The organism is Hydrogenophaga sp. (assembly GCF_030373225.1).
Classification (GTDB): Bacteria; Pseudomonadota; Gammaproteobacteria; order Burkholderiales; family Burkholderiaceae_C; genus Hydrogenophaga.
In genome coordinates this window covers 57,395-82,073 of the sequence record NZ_JAUCZG010000017.1, presented here as the reverse complement: position 1 = coordinate 82,073, position 24,679 = coordinate 57,395, and the positions used below count along the sequence as shown (strand labels likewise).

The following is a 24,679-nucleotide window of genomic DNA, read 5'->3' as shown; positions in this document are numbered from 1 at the left end:
TCGCTGGCCTTCACGCCATCGGGAACTACACGGGGTTTTGAACACCATCCCTAACCGTAGTGATGTTGACTTGTCCTGCGTAGATGTCAGCGGCTGTTTCTTTGATTACCTTACCGTTAGCCAAGCGAAAGGTCTTGCTGACGATGGCTGGTTTTCGAGCGTTTACGATTGAAAAGGCGATCATTGAAATACCGCCCTTCGCGCGTCATAAATTGCCGCTAACTCTGCGTCGGTCGCATCCTTGTTGATAGCAGCACCGATCAGCATGATGCGCCCACAAAAACCATCGGGCTTGATCCGCACCAGCATTGGCATTCCTACAATTTTTTCGTCAGCCCTAGATAGCCGGTAGCGAGTAGTTCTGCCTGGGTTTTCACGGAACCAGAGTTGATCTTCGTTCATACCCACCACACTTTGAATCACTGCGTAGTATTTTTTTAATCGTGGGCTAGTCTCTATGTGGTGATGGCATCGGACTGCGAAACGTGTGTGCATAACATCGGTGTCACCGACTGTTAGGACTGGGCCTTGAGCACCACATATTGAGCATAAGTGTTCACGCAGTGGATTGATCTGCCAATCTAAGGCGCGTTGTCGCGCGGACGTTTTCATTGATAGGTCTTTCGTTGAAGAAAACCCGAGTTAGCGCGAACAGCATCAAACCGTTAAAATCACGTCAGCATTTGAAGTGATGAGCCGGGTAGCGTGGACGCGCTACCCGGTTTTATTTTTGGCTGATGATGTCGGGATTGGTAGCAGTCATGCTGCCACCTGCAGCAGTTCGCTACGCCTTGCGTGCAAGCGCAGCACAAGCTCGCGAATCTGATCATCTGTCTGACCAGCAATCCGAGCGGCATTGATGGCCAAGATCTCGCCATCGGGCCAGCCCACCGAGCGGACGTTGATGTTAACGGGCTTGGGCCAAAGCCCCTTTTTCATCAAGCTGTAGATGCTCGCAGTCGAGCGGTACCCAGTTGCTGCCTTGCAGGTCTCTAAGCGCCAGATATTCATGAATACTCCCTATCCCGCCTTGGCGGTTGTTGCGATAAGTGGAGTAGACAAGCGGATTCAAAAGTGAACCCGGTTCAGTCACGTTTGTCTTTTGCTTGCCTTAGCAGGTTGCGGATGTGGTGTGGCGTGACTTTTAAACGGGCTGCCAACTTCGCCGCAATGTTGCGCTTCTCCGTGCCAGCGTCCAGCTCTTGTTGATACAACCTTTCCACCGCTTCCGGTGTGCAGCGCATATTTTTTCGCCTTGCAACGCCAGATTCGAGTCCCGCCACACGCCCTTTCTGGGCTAAAAATTTCTCCAGCCCCAAAATAACCAAAACGGCTAAAGCCTCGGGGCTGGGCGGGTGAGCTTGAACGTACCGTGTCCAGCCTTTCATATCAGCTTTCTCAAACGCTATGAACAGGCTTTCGGCCTCGAAGTTGGTGATAGCGTTCTCCATGTACTGGCCCCACTCGTCCAGCCGCTTTGGGTTTGGCGTTATGCCCATGGCCAGGCCAGCCTCGCGCCAGTTGTCCCAAAACTCCACGTGGTCTAGGTCGCTGAGTACCAACTTTTGGCGGTTAACTTTGTCCATCGCTCACGCCCTCTTAAATTCGAGAACCTCACCACCAGCGGCCAGCTTGTCCAAGTAATCGACCCACTGCTGCACCATCTCAAAACGCTGCTTGAGGTACTGGGTGCGGTTGTAGCTACGCCCTAACCTGTCTCTCGCACCATGGGCGAGGTTGGCTTCAATCATCAGGGGGTCAAGGCCCAGTTCGTCCACCAGCAGCGTCCTGGCGACTGCCCTGAATGCATGCGGCTTCTGCTCTTCTCCAAAGCCGATCGCATAGAGAGCGCTTCTGACCGTGTTGTCGCTGATTGGGCGGTCATGGCTACGCTCGCCGGGGAAAACGTATCGACCGTGCCCAGTAATGGGTTTCAGCCCTTCCAGCAGCGCCACGGCCTGAGTGGGCAGCGGGACAACATGGGCCTCACCGTCCGCTTTTTCTTGAACAGTGCGCTTCATCTTGGCGCTTGGAATCGTCCACGTTGCCGCCGATAGGTCAAGCTCTCCCCACTCCATCATTCGCAAATTGCCGGGACGCTGGTAAAGCATGGGCGTCAACTGGAGGGCCACTCTGACCACCACCCCGCCTTTGTAGTGCTTGATGGCTCTCATCATCTCGCCCACGCGCTTGGGGTCTAGGATGGCTGCAAAGTTTTTGGCGTGATAAGGCTTTAGCCGGGCCTTCAGCCCTTCGGTGACGTTGCGCTGTTCTGCATGGGCCGTGGGCAACCAGTAGTCCCAAACCTGTCTGGCGATATCCAAAACCCGGTGTGCTGTCTCGATGGCCTGCCTGTCTTCTATCTTTTGCAGCGCTGCCATCAGTTCCATAGCGTGTAGCTGGGCCATCGGACGTTTGCCTATCCATGGAAACAGATCCCGCTCCATGCGCCTGAAAACGGTCTTAGCGTGTACCTCTGACCACTTGGTAAGCTGCCTGGAGTGCCAATCGCGGGCCACGGCCTCGAAGGTATCGTCAGCCTGTGCGCTGGAGTGGAGTTTGGCCACCTTCTTGGCATGAATGGGGTCTACCCCCTTGCGCTTGAGTGCCTTTGCCTCGGCCTGCTTTGCCCTTGCATCGGCCAGCCTGATCTCGGGGTAGCTACCGAGCGCCAGCCGCATCTCTTTGCCATCCTTGCGGTACTTCAGGAACCAGCGTCTAGAGCCAGCAGGGCTGACCTCAAGGTAAAGCCCCCCAGCATCGGGGAACCTCGCTCTGGCTTTGTCAGGTGGGCAGGCAGTGGCTCTGCAAGCGGCATCGGTCAACATACGGGGGAACCTCTTGGGGGAACAAAACTACCCCCGATTGGCTTTTGGGGGAACACATGCCCCCGATGTTCCCCCGGCTATATCTGGCTGTCAATACCGCTTCCTGTCAGCCCTTGGAACAGAAGAGTGATGTTTTTCAAGGAAAAAGGCCGCTAAGTGGTGAAACTTAGCGGCCTTTAAACAGAGTGATGGTGGAGCTGGGGGGATTTGAACCCCCGTCCGCAAGCCTTCTTCGAGCAGTTCTACATGTGTAGCCGTCTGATTTGAGTCTCGCCGCCCGAGTCGCGCAGTGGCACGCTAAACGGAAAGCCAGCATCCTTGAGTCTCGCTCTGCGCCAAGGTGCCCGACGCAGAGCCAGCCGATGAAATTATCCTTGCAGCCGGGAGGTCTTGCGACCCCCTTGCCCAGCCCATCGGCCTGCTGTTGCAAGGCTCACCGCTGATTAAGCGGCGAGTGCGAAACGTTCGTCGTTTGCAGTTGGTTTTTTTCTGTTGCTTTACGAGGTGACAGAACCTCGACATGCCCTGCTGCGCGTCCGAACCCACGTCGAAACCAGTGCAGCCCCAAGTCGGCTAGTTTAAGACGTTTCGAGCAATTGCAAGACCTCAAGCGGCGAAGAAACTTCAGCGTCCGCACCCCAGGTTGCCACATCGGCTCCAGCGCCCAGGTAACCATATCGGGCTGCGACAGTCTTCATGCCTGCAGCCTGCCCGGCACGGATGTCCCGCTCATCATCGCCAACGTACACACACTGCGTCGGCAGCAAGGACAAACGGCGAGCGGCTTCCAGCAAAGGGGCAGGATGTGGCTTGGCGTGGGGCGTCGTGTCGCCGCAGATCACGGCGGACGCCGACTCGAACAGACCCATGGATTGGGTGATGGGCAACGCGAAGCGTTGGGCCTTGTTGGTCACCACTCCCCAGAGCAAACGCCGCTCGAGCAACGACGCCACAAGTTGGTCGACCTCATCGAACGCCCGCGTGCGCTGGGTCAGGCAGCCTTCGTACAAAAGGAAGAACTCTTCCCTGTAGTGCTCGTAGTTCGAATGTTGTGCGTCCATGCCGAAAGCCACATGCAGCATGCCCCGCGCCCCAGAACCCACATGGGGTCGATACTCTGCCAACGGTTTGGATGCAAGGCCCCTGCGCAGACGCATTTCGTCGGCTGCGGCTCCCAGATCGGGGGCGCTGTCTATGAGAGTGCCGTCCAGATCGAACAGAACAGCGCGTACACCCTTGAAGATCAAGGAATTCATGCCTTGCGGGTGGCGAACAGGTAGTTGACGCTGGTGTCGTCGCTCAACCAGTAGCGGCGCGAGAGCGGGTTGTATTCCATGCCACGCGTCTCGGTCAATTCAAGCCCGACACCACGTGCATAACCGGCCAGTTCGCTTGGCTTGATGAACTTGGCGTATTCGTGTGTTCCTTTGGGAAGCAATTGAAGGACGTACTCGGCCCCCAGGATCGCGAACAGGAAAGACTTCGGGTTGCGATTGAGCGTCGAGAAGAACACCCAACCGCCTGGTTTGACCAGCGTGGAACAGGCCCGCACGATCGAGGAGGGGTCAGGCACGTGCTCCAGCATCTCCATGCATGTCACCACGTCAAAAGCACCAGGTTCCTGCAAGGCCATGGCTTCTGCGCTGATCTCAAGGTAGTCGACGTTGGAAGTACCTGCTTCCAACGCATGCAACTGTGCGACCTTGAGGGCCTTGACGGAGAGATCGATTCCGGTGACCGACGCGCCCTTGCGGGCCATGGCATCTGAAAGGATGCCTCCACCGCAACCAATGTCCAGCACCCGTTTGCCTTCGATCCGCGCCAACGAATCTATCCAGGTCAACCGCAATGGGTTGATTTGATGCAACGGTCGAAATTCGCTTTCGGGGTCCCACCATCGATGGGCCAGATCGGAAAACTTGGCCAATTCTGCAGGATCGGCATTGAGGTTTTGGTTCATGCGTTGATTATCGTCAGCCCAAGAAAAAACCGCGCCAAGGCGCGGTTTTCTTGAGAATCCCGAGGGATTAGCGATTGGAGCGGGTGCCCACCACTTCCACTTCAACGCGGCGGTTCTTGGCACGGCCTTCGCGAGTGGCGTTGTCGGCCACGGGCTGGGTCAAGCCCTTGCCTTCGGTGTAGATGCGGTTGCTTTCAATGCCTTTGCTCACCAGGTAAGCCTTCACGGCTTCGGCGCGGCGGTTCGACAGGGCCTGGTTGTAACCAGCGGCACCGGTGGAATCGGTGTGGCCGACGGCGATCACGACTTCCAGGTTGATGCCGGAAACCTTGCTGGCGAGGTCGTCGAGCTTGGCTTTGCCTTCGGGCTTGAGGACGGCCTTGTCGAAGTCGAAGAACGCATCGGCGGCGTAGGTCACTTTGGATGCAGCAGGAGCAGGAGCGGCGGCCGGAGCGCGGGCAGGCGCTGGTGCCGGGGCAGCAGCAGGGGCGGGTGCTGGAGCCGGTGCGGGCGCGCGCGCGGGAGCTGCAACCGGAACGATGGCACCGTCGCAACCAACAGCAGCCGTTGCTGGCGTCCAGCTGGCATCGCGCCAGCACAGTTCGTTGGTACCGTTTTTCCAGGCCAGATCGCTGGTGCCATTGCGCCAGTTGTCGATGGTTTGGGCGCCGGCGGCCGTTGCCATGGCGGCGGTTGCGATCAGCATTGCCACTTTGTTGAGTTTTTTCATGGTTTTCCTCTTGGTAAGCCGCAGACTATCTGCGTACAAAAAAAGACGCTTGAAGTGACCACCACTCAAAACGCTGGATTTCATTGTGCCACAAGCGTCAAACGGCAGACGGGCGGCTCTGGTGCCTCGGGGACTCAATTCCAGCATCACCTGCATTCGTTGTTGGGTTACAACAAACAGTACGGGGTAATCTGCCATGGCGCGCCCCGTAAAATGGCGGGTTGCCTTTTGGCCCACCCGACGCCCATCAGCCCCTGCCCATGACACAGTTCGCCAAAGAGACCCTGCCCATCAGTCTTGAAGAGGAGATGCGCCGCAGTTACCTCGACTACGCGATGAGCGTGATCGTCGGGCGGGCACTGCCCGATGCGCGCGACGGTCTCAAGCCCGTGCATCGCCGGGTGCTGTTTGCGATGCACGAACTCAACAACGACTGGAACCGGCCGTACAAGAAATCGGCCCGTATCGTTGGTGATGTGATTGGTAAATACCATCCCCACGGGGACAGCGCGGTGTACGACACCATCGTGCGCATGGCGCAGGATTTTTCGTTGCGGCACATGCTGGTGGACGGTCAGGGCAACTTCGGTTCGGTGGACGGCGACAACGCAGCGGCCATGCGGTACACCGAAATCAGGTTGTCCAAGATCTCGCACGAGATGCTGGCAGACATCGACAAGGAGACTGTCAACTTCGGCCCCAACTACGACGGCTCCGAGAAGGAACCGCTGGTACTGCCGTCGCGCTTACCCAATTTGTTGGTCAATGGCTCTTCGGGCATCGCGGTGGGCATGGCCACCAACATCCCGCCGCACAACCTCAACGAGGTGGTGGACGCCTGCCTTCACCTGTTGAAGCACCCGGAAGCCTCCATCGACGAACTGATGGAGATCATTCCAGCGCCCGACTTTCCCACCGCCGGCATCATCTATGGCATCAATGGCGTGAAAGACGGCTACCGCACCGGCCGCGGACGGGTGGTGATGCGTGCCAAGTGCCACTTCGAGGACATCGACCGTGGTCAGCGCCAGTCGATCATCGTGGACGAGTTGCCCTACCAGGTGAACAAGAAGACGCTGCAGGAGCGGATCGCCGAACTCGTGCATGAAAAAAAGATCGAGGGCATCAGCCACATTCAGGACGAGTCCGACAAATCGGGCATGCGGTTGGTGATCGAGCTCAAGCGGGGCGAAGTGCCCGAGGTGGTGCTCAACAACCTGTACAAACAGACCCAACTGCAGGACACCTTCGGCATCAACATGGTGGCATTGGTGGACGGGCAGCCCCGCCTGTGCAACCTGAAGGACCTGATCCAGGTCTTCCTGGAGCACCGCCGCGAAGTCGTGACCCGGCGCACGGTGTTCAACCTGCGCAAGGCACGCGAGCGCGGCCATGTGCTGGAAGGCCTGGCCGTGGCACTGGCCAACATCGACGATTTCATCCGCATCATCCGCGAGTCGCCCACTCCTCCGGTCGCCAAAGCCGAGTTGATGGCCCGCCCATGGGACAGTCAGCTGGTGCGCGAAATGCTCACCAGGACCCGCGCCGATGGTGGTGTCATCAATGCCGACGACTACCGTCCGGACGGTCTGGAGAAGGCGTTCGGCATGGGTGGCGATGGCCTGTATCGATTGTCGGAGACGCAGGCGCAGGAGATCCTGCAAATGCGTCTGCAACGCCTGACCGGGCTGGAGCAGGACAAGATCGTGGCGGAGTACAAGGAGGTCATGGGCGAGATCGACGATCTGCTCGACATCCTGTCCAAGCCGGAGCGGGTCTCGACCATCATCAGCGACGAACTGGTCATCGTGAAACAGGAGTTCGGCCAGACCAAGCTGGGCGCGCGCCGCAGCGAGATCGAACACAACGCGCAGGACCTGGCCACCGAAGACCTGATCACACCCACCGACATGGTGGTCACGCTCAGCCACAGCGGCTATATCAAGAGCCAGCCTTTGTCCGAGTACCGGGCGCAAAAACGAGGAGGACGGGGCAAACAGGCCACGTCCACCAAGGAAGACGACTGGATCGACCAGCTCTTCATCGCCAACACGCACGACTACATCCTGTGTTTTTCCAACCGGGGCCGCCTGTACTGGCTCAAGGTCTGGGAGGTGCCCGCCGGCTCGCGTGGATCGCGCGGCAGGCCGATCGTCAACATGTTCCCGCTGCAGGAGGGTGAAAAGATCAACGTCGTGCTGCCGCTGACGGGCGAGATGCGCAGCTTCCCGTCCGACCACTACGTCTTCATGGCCACGAGCATGGGCACGGTCAAGAAGACCGCACTGGATGAATTCAGCAACCCACGCAAGGCGGGCATCATCGCGGTGGACCTGGACGAGGGCGACTTCCTGATCGGTGCGGCGCTCACCGACGGGCAGCACGATGTCATGCTGTTCAGCGACGGTGGCAAGGCCGTGCGCTTCGACGAGAACGATGTGCGTCCGATGGGGCGCAACGCGCGCGGCGTGCGCGGCATGATGATCGAGGAGAGCCAGAGCGTGATTGCCATGCTGGTGGCCGAAGACGAAGACCAGAGCGTGCTGACCGCCACCATCAACGGCTACGGCAAACGCACACCGATTGCCGAATACACGCGCCACGGACGCGGCACCAAGGGCATGATCGCCATTCAGCAGACCGAGCGCAACGGCAAGGTGGTGGCCGCCACGCTGGTGCACACCGATGACGAGATCATGCTGATCACCGACAAGGGCGTGCTGGTGCGCACACGGGTATCGGAGATACGCGAAATGGGGCGTGCCACTCAAGGCGTCACGCTGATCGCGCTGGACGAAGGCGCCGAGCTTTCGGGTTTGCAACGCATTGTCGAAAACGATGCCAACGTTCCAGAGCTCGAGGAGACGGACGGGGCGGGCGATCCGGGCCCTGAGGCGTGATGGCACGCCCGTTCAATTTCTCGGCCGGCCCTGCGGCCATGCCCGTCGAAGTGCTTCAGCAAGCGGCCGATGAAATGCTCGACTGGCACGGCAGCGGCATGGGCGTGATGGAGATGAGCCACCGCGGCAAGGAATTCAGCGCCATCATCGAAGCGGCAGAGACCGACTTGCGCGAGCTGCTCGCCGTTCCCCCGGAGTTCCGCATCCTTTTCATGCAGGGCGGAGGCCTGGCTGAAAACGCCATCGTGCCCTTGAACCTCTCGCGTGCCGGCAAGGTCGACTTCGTGGTGTCGGGCAGCTGGAGCGAAAAGTCCATGAAGGAAGCGGCACGTTATGCGCAGCCGCTGCTGGCCGCCAGCAACAGCGACTCGAACCACACCACCCTGCCGGCACCGGCGTCATGGACCCTCAGTGCGGATGCACGGTACGTGCACATCTGCAGCAACGAAACCATTCACGGGGTCGAGTTCCATCAGCTGCCCGACCTCAAGGCCCTTGGCAGCCGGGCGCCCCTGGTGATCGACTTCTCGTCCCACGTCGCGTCGCGAACGGTGGACTGGTCGCGCGTGGGCCTGGCCTTCGGCGGCGCCCAGAAGAATCTGGGGCCGGCCGGCCTGACCCTGGTGGTCGTGCGCGAGGACCTGCTCGGTCACGCCCTGCCCGCCTGCCCGAGCGCCTTCGACTACAAGACGGTGGCCGCCAACGGCTCGATGTACAACACGCCACCCACCTTCGGCATCTACATGGCGGGCCTCACCTTTCAGTGGCTCAAGCGCCAGACGGAGGGCGGCCTGAGCGGCGTCGCGGCGATGGAGCAACGCAACATCACCAAGGCATCGCTGCTGTACGACTTCATCGACAGCTCCTCGCTCTACTTCAACAAGGTCGCGCGGGACTGCCGTTCGCGCATGAACGTTCCATTCTTCCTGCGCGACGAATCCCTGAACGACGCTTTCCTGTCAGGCGCCAGGGCCGCCGGTCTGCTGCAACTCAAAGGGCACAAATCGGTGGGTGGCATGCGGGCGAGCATTTACAACGCCATGCCCCTGGAAGGGGTGCAGGCGCTGGTGAACCACATGCGCGACTTCGAAAAAACACGGGCTTGAATGCAGGCTCCAGAACCCAGAGACATGACCCAACCCACCCAGTCCAATGCCCTGGCGGCCCTGCGCGTTCAAATCGACGCGCTGGACCAGCAACTGCTGACGTTGCTCAACCAGCGCGCGCGCGTGGCCGAAGAGGTCGGCGTGATCAAGCGGCAGGAAGGCTCCCCGTTTTTCCGACCGGACCGCGTGGCCCAGGTCATCGAAAAAATCCAGGGCGCCAACCAGGGCCCGCTGCTGAACCAGCACGTGGCGGCCATCTGGCGCGAGATCATGTCGGCCTGCCTGGCGCTCGAAGCGCCCCAACGCGTGGCCGTGCTCGGTCCGCAAGGCACCTTTTGTGAACAGGCCGCCATCGAGTTTTTCGGCAGCGCCGCCAACCTGATCTACTGCGCCGACTTCGACGAGGTGTTTCACGCCACTGCCGCCGGCACGGCGCAGTACGGCGTGGTCGGCATGGAGAACTCCACCGAAGGTGTGGTGGCGCGATCGCTTGATCTCTTCCTGCGTTCGCCCGTGCATGTGGTCGGTGAGGTGAGCATGCTGATTCGCCACAACCTGCTGCGCCAGCTCAACACGCTCGATGGCGTCGAGGTGGTCATGGCGCACCCTCAGGCCCTGGCCCAATGCCAGAACTGGCTGTCGCAACACCTGCCGAAGGCCGAAAAGCGGGCAGTTTCCAGCAACGCCGAGGGTGCCCGGCTGGCCGCCACCAACCCCGCCTGGGCAGGCATTGCCAGCGAGCGCGCTGCCGGCCAGTTCGGTCTGCACATCGTCTCGCATGCGATCCAGGACGAAGCCTACAACCGCACCCGTTTTGCCGTGATCGCCTTGCCGCAGACGCTGGCGATGCCGCCCGCATCCGGGCGCGATTGCACCAGCCTGGTGGTGTCGGTGCCGAACCGGCCAGGCGCGGTGCACGACCTGCTCGTGCCGCTGAAGAACAACGGCGTCTCGATGACGCGTTTCGAGTCGCGCCCAGCCAAGTCCGGGCAGTGGGAGTACTACTTCTACATCGACATTGCCGGCCATCCGTCCCAGCCCCACGTTGCCGCAGCGCTTCAGGAGCTGCAGGGTCTGTGCGCTTTCTACAAGGTCCTGGGCGCGTACCCGGTGAACGAATGATGTTTGAACAACTGGGATTGATCGGCTGCGGAATGATGGGCGGGTCGTTTGCGCTGGCGCTCAAGCGTGCCGGTCTGGTCAAGCGCGTGGTCGGGTACAGCAAATCACCATCGACCACCGAGCGGGCGCGCCAGATGGGCGTGATCGACGTGGAGGCACCTTCTGCCCTGCTGGCTGTCTCCGGCGCCGACCTCGTGCTGCTGGCGGTGCCGGTGTCGGCCACCGAAGCCACTTTCAAGGCGATCCGGCACCTGGTGCGCGGCGACGTCCTGATCATGGACGTGGGTTCCACCAAGCGCGAGGTGATCGACGCGGCGCGGCGTGTGCTCAAGGATCAGGTGGGCGTGTTCGTGCCCACCCACCCGATCGCCGGCAAGGAAGTGGCCGGCGTGGAGCACGCCGATGCGGATTTGTACAAGGGTCGCCAGGTCATCCTCACACCGATCGAGCGCACGCTCACCGCGCAGCTTGAGAAGGCGCACAAGGTCTGGGCTGCGCTGGGCTGCCACGTCAAGCAGATGTCGCCGGAGGCGCACGACGCGGCCTATGCGGCGGTGAGCCACCTGCCCCACCTGGTTGCGTTCGCCCTGATGAACGGCATCCAGAGCCAGCAGCAGGCCGCCGACTTCCTGTCGCTGGCAGGCCCGGGGTTTCGCGACTTCACGCGCATCGCGGCCAGCGATCCACTGGTCTGGCGGGACATCCTGATGTCCAACCGCGAAGAGCTGCTGGCGCAGTCGCGTCTGTTCCAGCGCGCATTGCACGCCCTGGAAACCGCCATCAACGCCGACAACCCGGATGCGCTGGAGGCCCTGATCGATCAGGCCAGCAGTGCCCGCGCCCACTGGCGCATGACAGCCATCAAGCCGCAGGGCTGAGACCGCCCGACGTGGCTTGTTCGCGTCAACGCGCATGTACTCCATTCCTTTCCTCGACATTCCTCCGCTGGCTGCTGCCGGCGGCACCGTGCGCCTGCCGGGCTCCAAGAGCATCTCCAACCGGGTGCTCCTGCTCGCCGCCTTGAGCGAGGGCCACACCGACGTGGCCGACCTGCTGGACTCCGACGACACCCAGGTGATGCTCGACGCGTTGCGTCAGCTCGGTTGCCACATCGAGCCCCAAACCGACGGTGCCCTGCGGGTGCATGGCCTGGGTGGCTTGCTGCCGGTGCAACGCGCGCGGCTGTTTCTCGGCAACGCCGGCACGGCCATGCGCCCGCTGACCGCAGCGCTGGCGCTGCTGGCCTCCACGCACGGAGCCGAATTCGAACTCGGTGGTGTGCCCCGCATGCACGAGCGCCCGATCGGCGACCTGGTGGACGCCCTGCGCCAGCTCGGCTGTGCGGTGGAGTGCACGGGACAGGAGGGCTACCCCCCACTCAAGATCGGTTCGGGCTCGGCCACAGGCCTGCAACTCGACCAGCCCATCCGGGTGCGCGGCGACGTGTCCAGCCAGTTCCTCACGGCGCTGTTGCTGGCCCTTCCGCTGGCGGCGCAACAGCAGGCCATCGTGATCGAGGTGGTCGGCGAACTGATCTCGCGCCCCTACATTGAAATCACGCTCAATCTGCTCGCCCGATTCGGGGTTCATGTGCAGCGCGACGACTGGCAGCGTTTCACCATTCCAGCAGGCAGCCGATACCGCTCGCCGGGACGCATCCCGGTGGAAGGCGATGCATCCTCGGCCAGTTACTTCATTGCGCTGGGCGCCATCGCTTCGGGTGACCAGGGCATCACCATCGAAGGTGTGGGACTGGCGTCCATCCAGGGCGACATCCGCTTCGTCGAAGCCGCCCGGCTCATGGGCGCCGACATCACAGGTGAAGCCAACAGCCTGCACATCCGCCGGGGCGCATGGCCGCTCCAGGCCATCGAGCTGGACTGCAACCACATCCCCGATGCCGCCATGACCCTGGCCGTGATGGCGCTTTACGCCAACGGCACCACCACGCTGCGCAACATCGCCAGCTGGCGGGTCAAGGAAACCGACCGCATCGCGGCCATGGCCAACGAGTCACGCAAGCTGGGCGCGAGCGTCGAGGAAGGCGCGGACTTCATTCGCATCACGCCGCCCGAAGCATGGCGCCCTGCCAGCATCCACACCTACGACGACCACCGGGTCGCCATGTGTTTCTCGCTCGCCGCCTTCAACCCGGGCGGCCTGCCGGTGCGCATCGAAGACCCGAAATGCGTGGCCAAGACCTTTCCGGACTATTTCGAGACCTTGTTCGACGTGTGCAGCGCATCGCCCCGGGACATCCCGGTGCTCTGCATCGACGGCCCCACGGCATCGGGCAAGGGCACGCTGGCCGCCCGACTCGCGCAACGCCTGGGTTACCACCTGCTCGACTCCGGCGCCCTCTACCGGGCAACGGCCCTGGCAGCGCAGGACGCGGGCGTGTCGCTCGAAGACGAAGCCGCGCTCGCCCGCCTGGCCGCCCAGCTCCCCCTGGCCTTTCGCGACCACCGGGTCTTCCTGGCGGGCCGCGACATCACCGACCCGTTGCGCCTGGAGTCCACCGGGGGCATGGCGTCCAGGGTGTCGCAACACCTCGCGGTGCGCTCGGCCCTGCATGCCCTGCAACTGAGCTTCAGGCGCCTGCCCGGCCTGGTGGCCGACGGGCGCGACATGGGCACGGTGATCTTTCCCGATGCGCCCCTGAAGGTGTTCCTGACGGCGACCGCCGAGCAACGCGCCGAACGCCGCCATAAGCAATTGATTTCAAAGGGAATTGCTGCTAACATCGACAGTCTTTTGGCAGACCTGAAGGTGCGTGATTCGAGGGACTCATCCCGCGCGCATGCACCGCTCAAGCCTGCCGAAGATGCCTTGAGGCTGGACAACTCCGAACTGGACATCGAGCAATCGGTGCAGGTGGTGATGAACTGGTGGCAGGGCAAAACGGCGTTCTCGGGGAACTGAGCGCGCAACACAAACGGCCCTGACGGCACAGCCGGGCGCTCCCAGCCCGCATGTCTGACGGTTCTTTTCAACCAACCCCGCGGTGTATCGCACCGCAATGTCAACGCCGCCCACACGTCGATCCCTGCGCAAACCGAATCAAACCGGTTGACGGCGCCGACGCTGAGTGGTTTTAGGAAATTCAATGTCTGAATCTTTTGCCGCCCTGTTCGAAGAGTCCCTCAAACGCGCCGAAATGCGCTCGGGCGAAGTCATCACCGCTGAAGTTGTTCGCATCGAACACAGCCACGTGGTGGTCAACGCCGGTCTGAAGTCGGAAGCCTATGTGCCGCTGGCCGAATTCAAGAACGACCTGGGTGAACTCGAAGTGCAGGTGGGCGACTTCGTGTCCGTCGCCATCGATTCCGTCGAAAACGGTTTCGGCGACACCCTGCTGTCGCGCGACAAGGCCAAGCGCCTGGCATCGTGGATGTCCCTGGAGAAAGCGCTCGAGTCGGGCGAATTCGTCACCGGCACGACCTCCAGCAAGGTCAAGGGCGGCCTGAAGGTCATGGTCAACGGCATCAGCGCGTTCCTGCCCGGTTCGCTGGTCGACAGCCGTCCGACCAAGGACCTGACCCCGTACGAAAACAAGACCCTGGAATTCAAGGTCATCAAGCTCGACCGCAAGCGCAACAACGTGGTGCTGAGCCGCCGCGCAGTGGTGGAAGCCTCCATGGGCGAAGAGCGCGCCAAGCTGATGGACACCCTGAAAGAAGGCGCCATCGTTCATGGCGTGGTCAAGAACATCACCGAATACGGTGCGTTCGTGGACCTCGGCGGCATCGACGGTCTGCTGCACATCACCGACATGGCATGGCGCCGTGTTCGCCACCCGAGCGAAGTGGTCCAGGCAGGCCAGGAAATCACCGCCAAGATCCTCAAGTTCGACACCGAGAAGCACCGCGTCTCGCTGGGTCTGAAGCAGATGGGCGATGACCCCTGGATGGGCGTGGCCCGCCGCTACCCCCAGAGCACCCGCATGTTCGGCAAGATCACCAACATCGCCGACTACGGCGCGTTCGTGGAACTCGAGCCAGGCATCGAAGGTCTGGTGCACGTGTCCGAAATGGACTGGACGAACAAGAACGTGGCGCCATCCAAGCTGGTGTCGCTGGGCGACGAGGTCGAAGTCATGGTGCTCGACATCGACGAAGACAAGCGCCGCATCTCGCTGGGCATGAAGCAGTGCCGCGCCAACCCATGGCACGAGTTTGCCGAAGCGACCAAGCGCGGTGACCGCGTCAAGGGCCCGATCAAGTCGATCACCGACTTCGGCGTGTTCGTGGGTCTGGCCGCCGGCATCGACGGTCTGGTTCACCTGTCCGACCTGTCGTGGAACGAAACCGGCGAAGCCGCCGTTCGCAACTACAAGAAGGGCCAGGAAGTCGAAGCCATCGTGCTGGCCATCGACGTCGAGCGCGAGCGCATCTCCCTGGGCATCAAGCAGCTCGATGGCGACCCGTTCACCACCTTCGCGGCAGTGAACGACAAGGGTTCGATCGTCACCGGCAAGGTCAAGACCGTCGATGCCAAAGGCGCCGAGATCGACCTGGGCGAAGACGTGCTGGGTTACCTGCGTGCCAGCGAAATCAGCCGTGACCGTGTGGAAGACGCACGCAACATGCTGAAAGAAGGCGACGAAGTCACCACCGTGGTGGTGAACATCGACCGCAAGACGCGCAACATCCAGTTGTCCATCAAGGCCAAGGACGCCGCCGACCAGCAGGAAGCCATGGCAAGCCTGAGCCAGCAGTCCTCGCGCGAGAGCGCCGGCACCACCAGCCTGGGCGCCCTGTTGCGCGCCAAGCTGGACAACAACAACGGCTGAGTTCGATTGCCGGCGCCGGGTCAGCGTCATGCCTCACGGCATGTACCCTGAGCGGGCGCCGGTCCTTGAATGACCAAGCCCAGACCCGATCACATGACACGCAGCGACCTCGTTGAAGCGTTGGCCAGCCGGTTTGGCCAGCTGACCCACCGCGACGCCGAGTTCGCCGTCAAGGCCATCCTTGACGCCATGGGCGACGCGCTGGTCAAGGGCCACCGGATCGAGATTCGTGGCTTTGGCAGCTTCTCGGTCAATCGCCGCTCGCCGCGCGTGGGTCGAAACCCGCGTTCCGGCGAGAGCGTGATGATTCCCGAAAAGCGTGTGCCGCACTTCAAGCCGGGCAAGGCCCTGCGCGAACAGGTGGACGCCAGGACGGCAGAAATCCTCGGGCTGGACCCGAAGAAGCCCACGTGACGCTCGCTGCCCCGGCAGCGACCTGATCGCTACAATCGCCCCACCACAAAGGGGACGAATTGAAATACCTGATGTGGCTGCTCAACGCAGCCATTTTTTTTGTGTTGTTCGCCTTCGCGCTGAACAACCAGGACAGCGTGACGCTCAACCTGTTTTTCGGTGCCAGCTGGCAGGCGCCGCTGGTGCTCGTGATTCTGGTTGCCCTGGTTCTCGGGGTTTTTCTCGGTGTGCTGGTCATGCTGCCGCTGTGGCTGAGGGCCAAACGATCGCGCCGCCGCGCGGCATCGGCCACCGCCAGCACGTCCTTCGACGCCGATTCCACGCTTCTGCCCGATCCCGTCGACCGCCGTCATGGACTTTGATTTCACCTGGCTGCTGTGGGGCCTGCCGCTGGCGTTTGCGCTGGGCTGGGGCGCATCCCGCCTCGACCTGCGCCAGTGGCGCATGGAAAGCCGCCAGGCGCCCAAGGCCTACTTCCGGGGCCTGAACCACCTGCTCAACGAGCAACAGGACCAGGCGATCGATGCGTTCATCGAGGCCGTGCAGGGCGATCCCGACACAGCCGAGCTGCATTTCGCCCTGGGCAACCTGTTCCGGCGCAGGGGCGACTACGACCGGGCGGTGCGGGTGCACGAACACCTGCTGTCTCGCGCCGACCTCAGCAGCAAGGACCGCGACCGCGCGCAACACGCCCTCGCCATGGACTTTCTCAAGGCCGGCCTGCTCGACCGAGCCGAGGCCGCGCTCAACAAGCTGCAGGGCTCGGCGTTCGAAGGCGAGGCCTTGCTGGCCTTGCTCGGCATCTACGAACGTTCTCGCGACTGGCCTCGCGCCAAGGAGATCGCCCAACGACTGGAGACGGCCGAACAAGGCAGCTTTGCGCCACGTCTGGCGCATTACCTCTGCGAACAGGCCGAGATCGCACAGCGCAATGGGGACCTGGAGAACGCACTCCCGTTGCTGGAAGAGGCCGTTTTGCGGGCGCCCCAGCTGGCACGCGGCTGGATGGGCATATCGGCGCTCAAGGCGCAGGCCGGCAACACGTCCGAGGCCTTCGACGCACTGCTCCAGTTGAACCGCCACGCGCCGCAGTACCTCCCGCTGGTGGCCGCGCAACTGGCGGCCGTCGCACGCCAGTGCGGCAGGCAAGCCGAGGCGGTTGCGCTGCTGCAGGCCAGTCACGACCGTGCTCCTTCGGTGGACGTGACCGAAGCGCTGGCCGCCCTCAGCACCGACACCACGGCAGCACGGACCCGCTACCTGAACCACCTGGAACGCGAACCGTCGCTGGTGATCACGGCTCGGTGGCTGGCGGGTGAAACCCTGTCGGACCCCCTGGCGCAGGTGCCGGTGCAGCGCGCCCTGGACCAGGCGAGCGGACCGCTCAAGCGCTACCGCTGCGCCGCCTGCGGCTTCGAGGCGCGCCAGCACTTCTGGCAGTGCCCCGGCTGCCAGGCCTGGGACAGCTACCCGGCCCGGCGTGTGGAAGAGCTCTGACGATTCCCTGCGCTGCGGACAGCCCTAGGGTTTTCCGTAGCCGCCCCCACCGGGCGTGTGGATCTCGAAGATGTCACCGGGCTTCATCTCGGCCTGGCCGATGTGCCCCAGTTCTTCGACGGAACCATCCAGGCGCACAACGCGGTTGATGCCCACCTGTCCAGCCTGCCCGCCTGCCATGCCGAAGGCACCGTGCACGCGGCCGTTGGACAGGATGCTCGCGGTCATGTCTTCCAGAAAGCGCACGCGGCGCACACCGCCATGACCACCGTGCCAGCGGCCAGCTCCGCCCGAGCCTTCGCGGATCTCGTAGCTCTCCAGCCGCACCGGGAAGCGGAACTCCAGCACCTCGGGGTCGGTCAGGCGGGAGTTGGTCATGTGGGTCTGCACCACGCTCGTGCCATCAAAACCCTCGCCAGCACCACTGCCACCCGAGATCGTCTCGTAGTACTGGTGCCTGGCGTTGCCGAAGGTGAAGTTGTTCATCGTGCACTGGCTGGCCGCCATCACGCCGAGCGCACCGTACAGCGCGTTCGTGATGCAGCTGGATGTCTCCACGTTGCCCGCCACCACCGAGGCCGGCGGGTTGGGATTGAGCATGGAGCCGGGCGGGATGATCACCTTGAGCGGCTTCAAACAACCCGCATTGAGCGGAATGTCGTCGTCCACCAGCGTGCGGAACACATAGAGCACGGCCGCCATGCACACCGCGGTCGGGGCGTTGAAGTTGTTCGCTTGCTGGGCCGAGGTGCCGGTGAAGTCGATTTCTGCACTGCGCTCGGCGGTGTTCACCCGCACCGCCACCTGGATCTGCGCGCCGTTGTCCAGCGGCAAGGTAAAGGCGCCGTCCTTCAGACGCGTGACCACCCGGCGCACCGACTCCTCCGCGTTGTCCTGCACATGACCCATGTAGGCCTGCACGACATCCAGACCGAACTGGTCGACCATCTTGCGCAGTTCCTGCACACCCTTTTCGTTGGCGGCGATCTGCGCCTTGAGGTCGGCCATGTTCTGTTGCGGATTCCTCGACGGGAATTCGCCGCTCTGCAGCAGCGCCACCATCTCGGCCTCGCGCAGCACGCCACGGTCGACCAGCTTCACGTTGTTGATCTGCACGCCCTCTTCTTCGATGCGCGTCGAGAACGGTGGCATGGAGCCCGGCGTCGTGCCGCCGATGTCGGCGTGGTGACCGCGTGATCCAACGTAGAACATGGCCCCCACGCTCGGCGCTTCGCGCACGTCGCTGCCCCCCGAGGGGGCGTTCGCGCCTTGGGGCGGCCCGGCGGCGCGCAGGCCCTGCCCACCCAGGTACACCGGCGTGATCACGGTCACGTCGGGCAGGTGGGTACCACCGTGGTAGGGGTCGTTGAGTGCATACACGTCACCCGACTGCATCTTTCCCGCGTTCTCGCGGATCACGGTCTTGATGCTCTCGCCCATCGAGCCCAGGTGCACCGGCATGTGCGGCGCGTTGGCGATCAGGTTGCCTTCGGCATCGAACAGGGCGCACGAGAAATCGAGTCGCTCCTTGATGTTGACCGAGTAGGCGGTGTTCTGCAGTTGCAGTCCCATCTGCTCGGCAATGTTCATGAACAGGTTGTTGAACACCTCCAGCAGCACCGGGTCCACCGTGGTGCCCACCGCGTAAGTCACGGTGCGCGGAATGCGGCGGTCCAGCACCAGATGATCGAGCGCGGTGAGCACCGCTTCCCAGCCCGGCTCGACCACGGTGGTTGCGTTCCTTTCGGCAATGATGGCCGGCCCCGGCACCACATCACCTGGACGCATGTCCTCACGCACCACCAGGGCGGCATCGAGCCACTGGCCACCCGAATACATGCGCACGGTTTCGCGCCGCGGCACTTCGCGCGGTTCATGCGTCTGCAGCCGGGGTTCGTCGGGTGCATCACCCGCCAACACCGCTTCCACCGAAACCGCCTCCACCACCAGACGCTTGCCCTGCATCAGGAAAGCGAAGCGCTGCCGGTAAGCCGACTCAAAGCCCGCTTCGATGGCAGCGAGATCGCCAAACGGAATCACCAGGGCCGAGTCGCTGCCCTCGTAGCGCACATGCACCCTCTGGTGCACCCGGGCCTCTCCCGCGTTCACCTGCTGGCGTTCCAGCTCGGCCCGCGCGGTGTGGGCCAGGGCATCAAGCGCGTCGGCAACCAGGGGCAGGGAGTCGGCCGCCAGCGGCAGCTCCACCGCCTGCTCGCGAATCACGTTCTGGTCGGCCAGGCCCATGCCGTACGCGCTGAGCACGCCCGCCAGCGGGTGCACGAACACGCGCGTCATGCCCAGCGCATCGGCGACCAGGCAGGCGTGCTGACCGCCGGCGCCGCCAAAACACTGCAGCGTGTAGCGGGTGACGTCGTAACCGCGCGCGACCGAAATCTTCTTGATGGCATTGGCCATCTGCTGCACCGCGATGTTGATGAAACCTTCGGCCACCTCCTCGGGCGCCCGCCCGGTCTGCGTGGCGAGTTCGCCGAACTTCTGCTGCACCGCTTCCAGGCTGAGTGCCTCGTCGGCGCGGGGGCCGAACACCCTGGGAAAGTAGCCTGGCTGGATCTTGCCGGTCATGACATTCGCATCGGTCACGGCCAGCGGTCCACCGCGCCGGTAGCTGGCCGGGCCGGGGTTCGCACCAGCGCTCTCGGGTCCGACACGAAAACGGGCGCCGTCGAACGCGAGGATCGATCCGCCGCCCGCCGCCACCGTGTGGATGCTCATCATCGGGGCGCGCATGCGCACGCCGGCCACCTGGGTTTCGAACTCGCGCTCGAATTCGCCCGCGTAGTGCGAGACGTCGGTGGAGGTGCCGCCCATGTCGAAGCCGATCACCTTGTGCTGCCCGGCCAGGCCTGCGGTGCGGGCCATGCCGACGATGCCGCCCGCGGGGCCGGAGAGGATCGCATCCTTGCCCTGGAAGGCGCGCGCGTCGGCCAGGCCACCCGACGACTGCATGAAGAACAGCTTGACCCCGGGCATCTCGCCCGCCACCTGCTCCACGTAGCGACGCAGGATGGGCGAGAGATACGCGTCGACCACGGTCGTGTCGCCGCGGCTCACGAACTTCATCATCGGACTGGTCTCGTGCGAGGTGCTCACCTGGGTGAAGCCGACCTCGCGCGCCATCCGGCTCGCAGCCTGCTCGTGCCCGGCGAATCGATAACCGTGCATGAAGACGATGGCCACGCTGCGCAGACCGCGGTCAAAGGCCGCCTGCAGATCGGCGCGCAACGTCGCCTCTTCGAGCGCGTGCAGCACCTCACCCTGCGCGCCCAGGCGCTCCCGGGCCTCGATCACTTCGCTGTACAGCAACTCGGGCAGCACGATGCGACGGTCGAACAGGCGCGGCCGGTTCTGGTAGGCGATGCGCAGGGCATCGCGAAAGCCGCGGGTGGTCACCAGCAGCGTGGGCTCTCCCTTGCGCTCCAGCAGCGCGTTGGTGGCGACCGTGGTGCCCATCTTCACGCACTCCACCCGCTCGGGTGTGACGGCTTCGCCGGGTTGGAGCCCCAGCAGGTGGCGAATGCCCGCCACGGCCGCGTCCCGGTATTGCTCCGGGTTTTCAGAGAGCAGCTTGTGGGTGACCAGCGATCCGTCCGGCTTCCTGGCCACGATGTCGGTGAAGGTGCCGCCGCGATCGATCCAGAACTGCCAGCGGGTGTCGGGGCGGGTGCTCTTGGTCATGGCGTTCACAGGGATGCGGCAGAGCGGGCTGCCTGGTCGTAAATGCCGGAGAGCACGCGCAGCAGGCGCGCGAGCTCTCCGATGTCGTGGTTGAGCGCGTCGTCGGCCTTGAGCGCATTGATGAGGCAACTGTCCCGGATCTCCCGGTAGCGCAACACGTAAGCCTTGCCCGCTTCCGTCGGCCCGTAGGTCACTTCCTTGCCGTTCTTGCTGGAGAGCACCACGCCCAGCCCCTGCAGCTTCTTCAGGGCGTAGTTGATGAGGTGCGTGTCTTCCACGTTCATGATGAAGGCGATGTCGGCCAGCCGCTTGTCCCGTGCACGGTGCGTGACGTGGTGCAGCACCAGCACGTCCAGAGCGGTGAGGTCCTTCAGACCCGCTGCACTCATGCAGTGCACCACCCAGCGGTGAAAGGCATTGCCCGAGACGATGAGACCGAATTCGAACTCGCTCATCTCCGCGCTGTGGGGAGACACGAGGTGTGCCGACGACACGATGGGCTGCGAAGTTGCCGTGGCTGGCTTGCTGCTTGCTTTGGTACGGGCCATGGTGGTGGATGCCTTGATGAGGTGGGCCGAAGTTTATGTTTTTTTGCTGACGATTTGCCAATAATTTGTTGACATACAGGGAAAACACCGATCACACTTTGTCCGCTCACCGATAGAGTCCATTCGCTGCCCTGTCCTTCAGTTTCCCTCTACCTCAACGGAGCCTTCACCATGAAACGTCGCCTGTTCAGTGTCACCCTGGCCGCCTCTGCGCTGGCCTTGAGCCTGCCCGCTGCCGCACAAACCAAGTGGGACCTGCCGGCCGCCTACCCGGCCACCAACTTCCACTCGGTCAACCTGGCCACCTTCGCCGCCGATGTGCAGAAGGCCACGGGCGGCAAGCTGCAGATCACGGTGCATCCCGGCGCATCGCTGTTCAAGGCGCCCGAGATCAAGCGCGCGGTGCAGGGTGGTCAGGCGCAGATCGGCGAGATCCTGCTGGCGGCCTACCAGAACGAATGGCAGATGTTCGGCGCCGACGGCCTGCCGTTTCTGGCCACCAGCTACGCCGATTCGCAGAAGCTCTACCAGGCGCAAAAACCGATCCTGGAGAAGAAGCTGGCCGAACAAGGCATGACCCTGCTCTACACCGTGGCCTGGCCACCGCAGGGCATCTACAGCAAGAAGCCGCTGGCCAGCGCCGCCGACCTCAAGGGCAGCAAGTGGCGCGCCTACAGCCCGGCCACCTCGCGCATTGCCGAACTGGTGGGCGCACAGCCGGTCACCGTGCAGGCCGCCGAGCTGTCGCAGGCGCTGGCCACCGGCGCGGTCGAGGCCAACATGACCTCGGGCGCCACCGGTGTGGACAGCAAGCTCTACGAGCACCTGAAGTTCTACTACGACGTGCAGGCCTGGCTGCCCAAGAACGCCATCATCGTGAACAAGCGCGCCTTCGACGCGCTGGACAAGCCCACGCAGGACGCACTGCGCAAGGCCGGGGCTGACGCCGAGGCGCGAGGCTGGGCCGCCTCGCAAAAGGTCAACACCGACACGCTGGCCACCCTCAAGGCCAACGGCATGGCGGTGGAGCCACCATCGGCCGCGCTCAAGGCCGACATGCTGAAGGTCGGCGAGACCATGCTCAAGGAGTGGCTGGACAAGGCGGGCCCTGAAGGCCAGGCCATGCTGGACGCGTACAGGAAGTAAACACCCCCGCCGCGCTCCGCGCGGCCCCCTCCAGGGGGCGGCACCTGCGGCCTGGCAGAGCCAGTTCCGCGGTGCCTGCTGGTTGAGTTGGCTGGTACGCCACGAAAGATCTGGATGCGCAAATTCCTCGATTCCGTCTACCTCGGCGCGGCCTGGCTGGCCGCGCTGTTCATGATCGGCGTGCTGGTCATGGTGCTGCTGTCCGTGCTGGGCCGCCTGCTGCACTTTCATGTGCCGGGCACCGACGCCTATGCGGGCTATGCCATGGCAGGCGCGGGCTTTCTGGCGCTGGCGCACACGCTCAAGAGTGGCGAACACATCCGCGTCACGCTGATCATCGGCAAGCTCGGTGGTGGCGCCCGCCGCGGGCTGGAGCTGTGGTCGCTCACGGTGGCCGTGCTGCTGTCGGGGTTGCTGGCGTTTTATGCCTGGCGGCTCTCGTGGCAGTCGCACGTTTTTCACGACATCTCCACCTCGAGCGACGCCACGCCGCTGTGGATCCCGCAGATCCTCATGGGTCTGGGCACCACGGTGCTGCTGATCGCCTTCATCGACGAATGGGTGCTGGAACTGCTGGGCCAACGCTCGCACGCCGGCGCGGAGACGCGGCATGAATGACGTTCTTGTCACCTCGCTGCTGATCGTTTCGCTGTTTGCCCTGCTGGGCAGCGGCGTGTGGATCGGGCTCACGCTGGCCGGCGTGGCCTGGATCGGCATGGAAATGTTCTCGCCGCGCCCCGCGGGCGACGCCATGGCCATCACCATCTGGGGCTCGGCCAGCAGCTGGACGCTGACCGCCCTGCCCCTGTTCGTGTGGATGGGCGAGATCCTGTTCCGCACCAAGCTCTCGGAGAGCATGTTCCGGGGTCTTGCGCCCTGGGTCAACGCCCTGCCCGGGCGCCTGCTGCACACCAACATCCTGGGCAGCACCATCTTTGCGGCCGTCTCCGGCTCGTCGGCCGCCACCTGCGCCACCATCGGCAAGATGAGCATCCCCGAGCTCAGCAAACGCGGCTACCCGCCGGAGAAGATCATCGGCTCGCTCGGTGGCGCCAGCACGCTGGGGCTGTTGATCCCGCCCTCGATCATCATGATCGTCTACGGTGTGGCGGCCGAGGTGTCGATCGCCAAGCTGTTCGTGGCGGGGGTGATCCCCGGCCTGCTGCTGGCCGGGCTGTTCAGCGGTCACCTGATGGTGTGGGCCCTGCTCAACCCCGACAAGGTGCCGCGCAGCGATTCACGGCTGACGTTGAAAGAGAAGCTCCATGAATCGCGCCACCTGATTCCGGTCATCCTGCTGATCGGCGGTGTGATCGGCGCCATCTACACCGGCATCGCCACCGCCACCGAGGCAGCGGCCGTGGGGGTGGTGGGAGCACTCATGCTCTCGGGTGCACAGGGCTCGCTGACCCGCTCGACCTTCACCAGCTCGCTGCTCGGCGCCACACGGCTCTACTGCATGATCGCGCTCATCCTCTCCGGTGCCGCATTCCTCACGCTGGCCATGGGCTACATCGGCCTGCCCAGGCACCTGGCCGAATTCGTCACCGGCTTGCAGCTGTCGCCGGTGGTGCTGGTGATTGCGCTGGCGTTGTTCTACATGTTGCTCGGTTGTTTTCTCGACGGCATCTCCATGATCGTGTTGACCATGGGCGTGATCCTGCCCACGGTCACCGCCGCCGGCATCGACCTCATCTGGTTCGGCATCTTCGTGGTGATCGTGGTGGAGATGGCGCAGATCACGCCACCGGTGGGTTTCAACCTGTTTGTGCTGCAAGGCATGACGCAGCGCGACATCACCTGGATCGCCAAGGTCTGCATGCCCTACTTCTTCCTGATGGTGCTGGCGCTCGTGCTGCTGTGGTGGTTTCCGCAGATCGTGACCTGGCTGCCCTCGAGGATGTGACGCCGCCATCCCCTAAGATGCAAGGCCCGCCGCG

At 63.3% G+C, this 24,679-nt stretch carries 21 protein-coding genes and 1 other RNA gene; 12 read left to right on the top strand and 10 right to left on the bottom strand.

The features are described from left to right. Positions 1 to 180: 180 nt before the first annotated feature. The 8 genes from QUV35_RS11480 to ompA all read right to left on the bottom strand — a co-directional run bounded on the left by QUV35_RS11480 (position 181) and on the right by ompA (position 5,518). Positions 181 to 402, bottom strand: coding sequence for a hypothetical protein (locus QUV35_RS11480; RefSeq protein ID WP_300873829.1), 222 nt, complete (start codon positions 400 to 402; stop codon positions 181 to 183). Positions 403 to 759: 357 nt separating this feature from the next. After that, on the bottom strand, positions 760 to 1,011 hold the full coding sequence (locus QUV35_RS11475; protein ID WP_300873827.1) for an AlpA family transcriptional regulator: 252 nt from the start codon (positions 1,009 to 1,011) through the stop codon (positions 760 to 762). A gap of 74 nt (positions 1,012 to 1,085) precedes the next feature. Then, positions 1,086 to 1,586: a hypothetical protein gene (locus QUV35_RS11470; RefSeq protein WP_300873825.1), complete on the bottom strand. Its 501-nt coding sequence runs from the start codon at positions 1,584 to 1,586 to the stop codon at positions 1,086 to 1,088. Between the two features lie 3 nt (positions 1,587 to 1,589). Continuing rightward, a complete protein-coding gene (locus QUV35_RS11465) occupies positions 1,590 to 2,828 on the bottom strand; it encodes an integrase arm-type DNA-binding domain-containing protein (RefSeq protein ID WP_300873822.1) in 1,239 nt (412 codons plus the stop codon). Between the two features lie 189 nt (positions 2,829 to 3,017). Continuing rightward, positions 3,018 to 3,394, bottom strand: a transfer-messenger RNA (tmRNA) gene (gene ssrA / locus QUV35_RS11460). 12 nt (positions 3,395 to 3,406) lie between these two features. Then, a complete protein-coding gene (locus QUV35_RS11455) occupies positions 3,407 to 4,072 on the bottom strand; it encodes an HAD-IA family hydrolase (RefSeq protein ID WP_300873848.1) in 666 nt (221 codons plus the stop codon). Between the two features lie 8 nt (positions 4,073 to 4,080). After that, entirely contained in the window at positions 4,081 to 4,788 is a 708-nt protein-coding gene (ubiG, locus tag QUV35_RS11450) for a bifunctional 2-polyprenyl-6-hydroxyphenol methylase/3-demethylubiquinol 3-O-methyltransferase UbiG (RefSeq protein ID WP_300873818.1), read from the bottom strand. A gap of 67 nt (positions 4,789 to 4,855) precedes the next feature. Further along, positions 4,856 to 5,518, bottom strand: coding sequence for an outer membrane protein OmpA (gene ompA, locus QUV35_RS11445; protein ID WP_300873845.1), 663 nt, complete (start codon positions 5,516 to 5,518; stop codon positions 4,856 to 4,858). 260 nt (positions 5,519 to 5,778) lie between these two features. Between ompA and gyrA the strand changes: the two genes are divergently transcribed. The 9 genes from gyrA (at position 5,779) to lapB (ending at position 17,349) form a co-directional block, all read left to right on the top strand. After that, entirely contained in the window at positions 5,779 to 8,418 is a 2,640-nt protein-coding gene (gene gyrA / locus QUV35_RS11440) for a DNA gyrase subunit A (RefSeq protein WP_300873815.1), read from the top strand. Next, positions 8,418 to 9,524, top strand: a complete 1,107-nt coding sequence (serC, locus tag QUV35_RS11435; RefSeq protein WP_300873813.1) for a 3-phosphoserine/phosphohydroxythreonine transaminase — start codon at positions 8,418 to 8,420, stop codon at positions 9,522 to 9,524. The genes gyrA and serC overlap by 1 nt, the downstream gene beginning before the upstream one ends. 24 nt (positions 9,525 to 9,548) lie before the next feature. After that, the gene (pheA, locus tag QUV35_RS11430; RefSeq protein ID WP_300873810.1) at positions 9,549 to 10,646 is read left to right on the top strand and encodes a prephenate dehydratase; all 1,098 of its coding nucleotides are present in this window, start codon (positions 9,549 to 9,551) and stop codon (positions 10,644 to 10,646) included. After that, positions 10,646 to 11,524, top strand: a complete 879-nt coding sequence (locus tag QUV35_RS11425; protein WP_300873843.1) for a prephenate dehydrogenase/arogenate dehydrogenase family protein — start codon at positions 10,646 to 10,648, stop codon at positions 11,522 to 11,524. Before pheA ends, QUV35_RS11425 begins: the two co-directional genes overlap by 1 nt. A 34-nt stretch (positions 11,525 to 11,558) precedes the next feature. Further along, complete coding sequence (locus tag QUV35_RS11420) at positions 11,559 to 13,568, top strand: bifunctional 3-phosphoshikimate 1-carboxyvinyltransferase/cytidylate kinase (RefSeq protein WP_300873807.1); 2,010 nt, start codon at positions 11,559 to 11,561, stop codon at positions 13,566 to 13,568. Between the two features lie 184 nt (positions 13,569 to 13,752). Then, the gene (gene rpsA, locus QUV35_RS11415; protein WP_069045964.1) at positions 13,753 to 15,438 is read left to right on the top strand and encodes a 30S ribosomal protein S1; all 1,686 of its coding nucleotides are present in this window, start codon (positions 13,753 to 13,755) and stop codon (positions 15,436 to 15,438) included. Positions 15,439 to 15,531: 93 nt separating this feature from the next. After that, positions 15,532 to 15,852, top strand: coding sequence for an integration host factor subunit beta (locus QUV35_RS11410; protein WP_300873800.1), 321 nt, complete (start codon positions 15,532 to 15,534; stop codon positions 15,850 to 15,852). A gap of 59 nt (positions 15,853 to 15,911) precedes the next feature. Next, the gene (locus QUV35_RS11405) at positions 15,912 to 16,214 is read left to right on the top strand and encodes a lipopolysaccharide assembly protein LapA domain-containing protein (protein WP_300873798.1); all 303 of its coding nucleotides are present in this window, start codon (positions 15,912 to 15,914) and stop codon (positions 16,212 to 16,214) included. Beyond that, on the top strand, positions 16,204 to 17,349 hold the full coding sequence (lapB, locus tag QUV35_RS11400; RefSeq protein ID WP_300873796.1) for a lipopolysaccharide assembly protein LapB: 1,146 nt from the start codon (positions 16,204 to 16,206) through the stop codon (positions 17,347 to 17,349). Before QUV35_RS11405 ends, lapB begins: the two co-directional genes overlap by 11 nt. A gap of 24 nt (positions 17,350 to 17,373) precedes the next feature. Here the strand turns inward: lapB and QUV35_RS11395 are convergent, their stop codons facing one another. Both QUV35_RS11395 and QUV35_RS11390 read right to left on the bottom strand, forming a co-directional pair. Further along, entirely contained in the window at positions 17,374 to 21,045 is a 3,672-nt protein-coding gene (locus QUV35_RS11395) for a hydantoinase B/oxoprolinase family protein (protein ID WP_300873793.1), read from the bottom strand. Positions 21,046 to 21,050: 5 nt separating this feature from the next. After that, positions 21,051 to 21,593 carry a winged helix DNA-binding protein gene (locus tag QUV35_RS11390; RefSeq protein ID WP_300873790.1) on the bottom strand — a complete coding sequence of 181 codons (543 nt, stop codon included), beginning with the start codon at positions 21,591 to 21,593 and terminating at the stop codon, positions 21,051 to 21,053. Between the two features lie 171 nt (positions 21,594 to 21,764). On the opposite strand from QUV35_RS11390, the gene QUV35_RS11385 reads away from it, so the two are divergent. The 3 genes from QUV35_RS11385 to QUV35_RS11375 all read left to right on the top strand — a co-directional run bounded on the left by QUV35_RS11385 (position 21,765) and on the right by QUV35_RS11375 (position 24,645). Then, on the top strand, positions 21,765 to 22,739 hold the full coding sequence (locus tag QUV35_RS11385; protein ID WP_300873788.1) for a TRAP transporter substrate-binding protein: 975 nt from the start codon (positions 21,765 to 21,767) through the stop codon (positions 22,737 to 22,739). Positions 22,740 to 22,853: 114 nt separating this feature from the next. Beyond that, a complete protein-coding gene (locus QUV35_RS11380; protein ID WP_300873785.1) occupies positions 22,854 to 23,357 on the top strand; it encodes a TRAP transporter small permease in 504 nt (167 codons plus the stop codon). Further along, positions 23,350 to 24,645 (top strand): TRAP transporter large permease subunit, encoded by a 1,296-nt coding sequence (locus QUV35_RS11375; RefSeq protein WP_300873783.1) that lies wholly within the window; start codon positions 23,350 to 23,352, stop codon positions 24,643 to 24,645. Before QUV35_RS11380 ends, QUV35_RS11375 begins: the two co-directional genes overlap by 8 nt. Positions 24,646 to 24,679 lie beyond the last annotated feature (34 nt).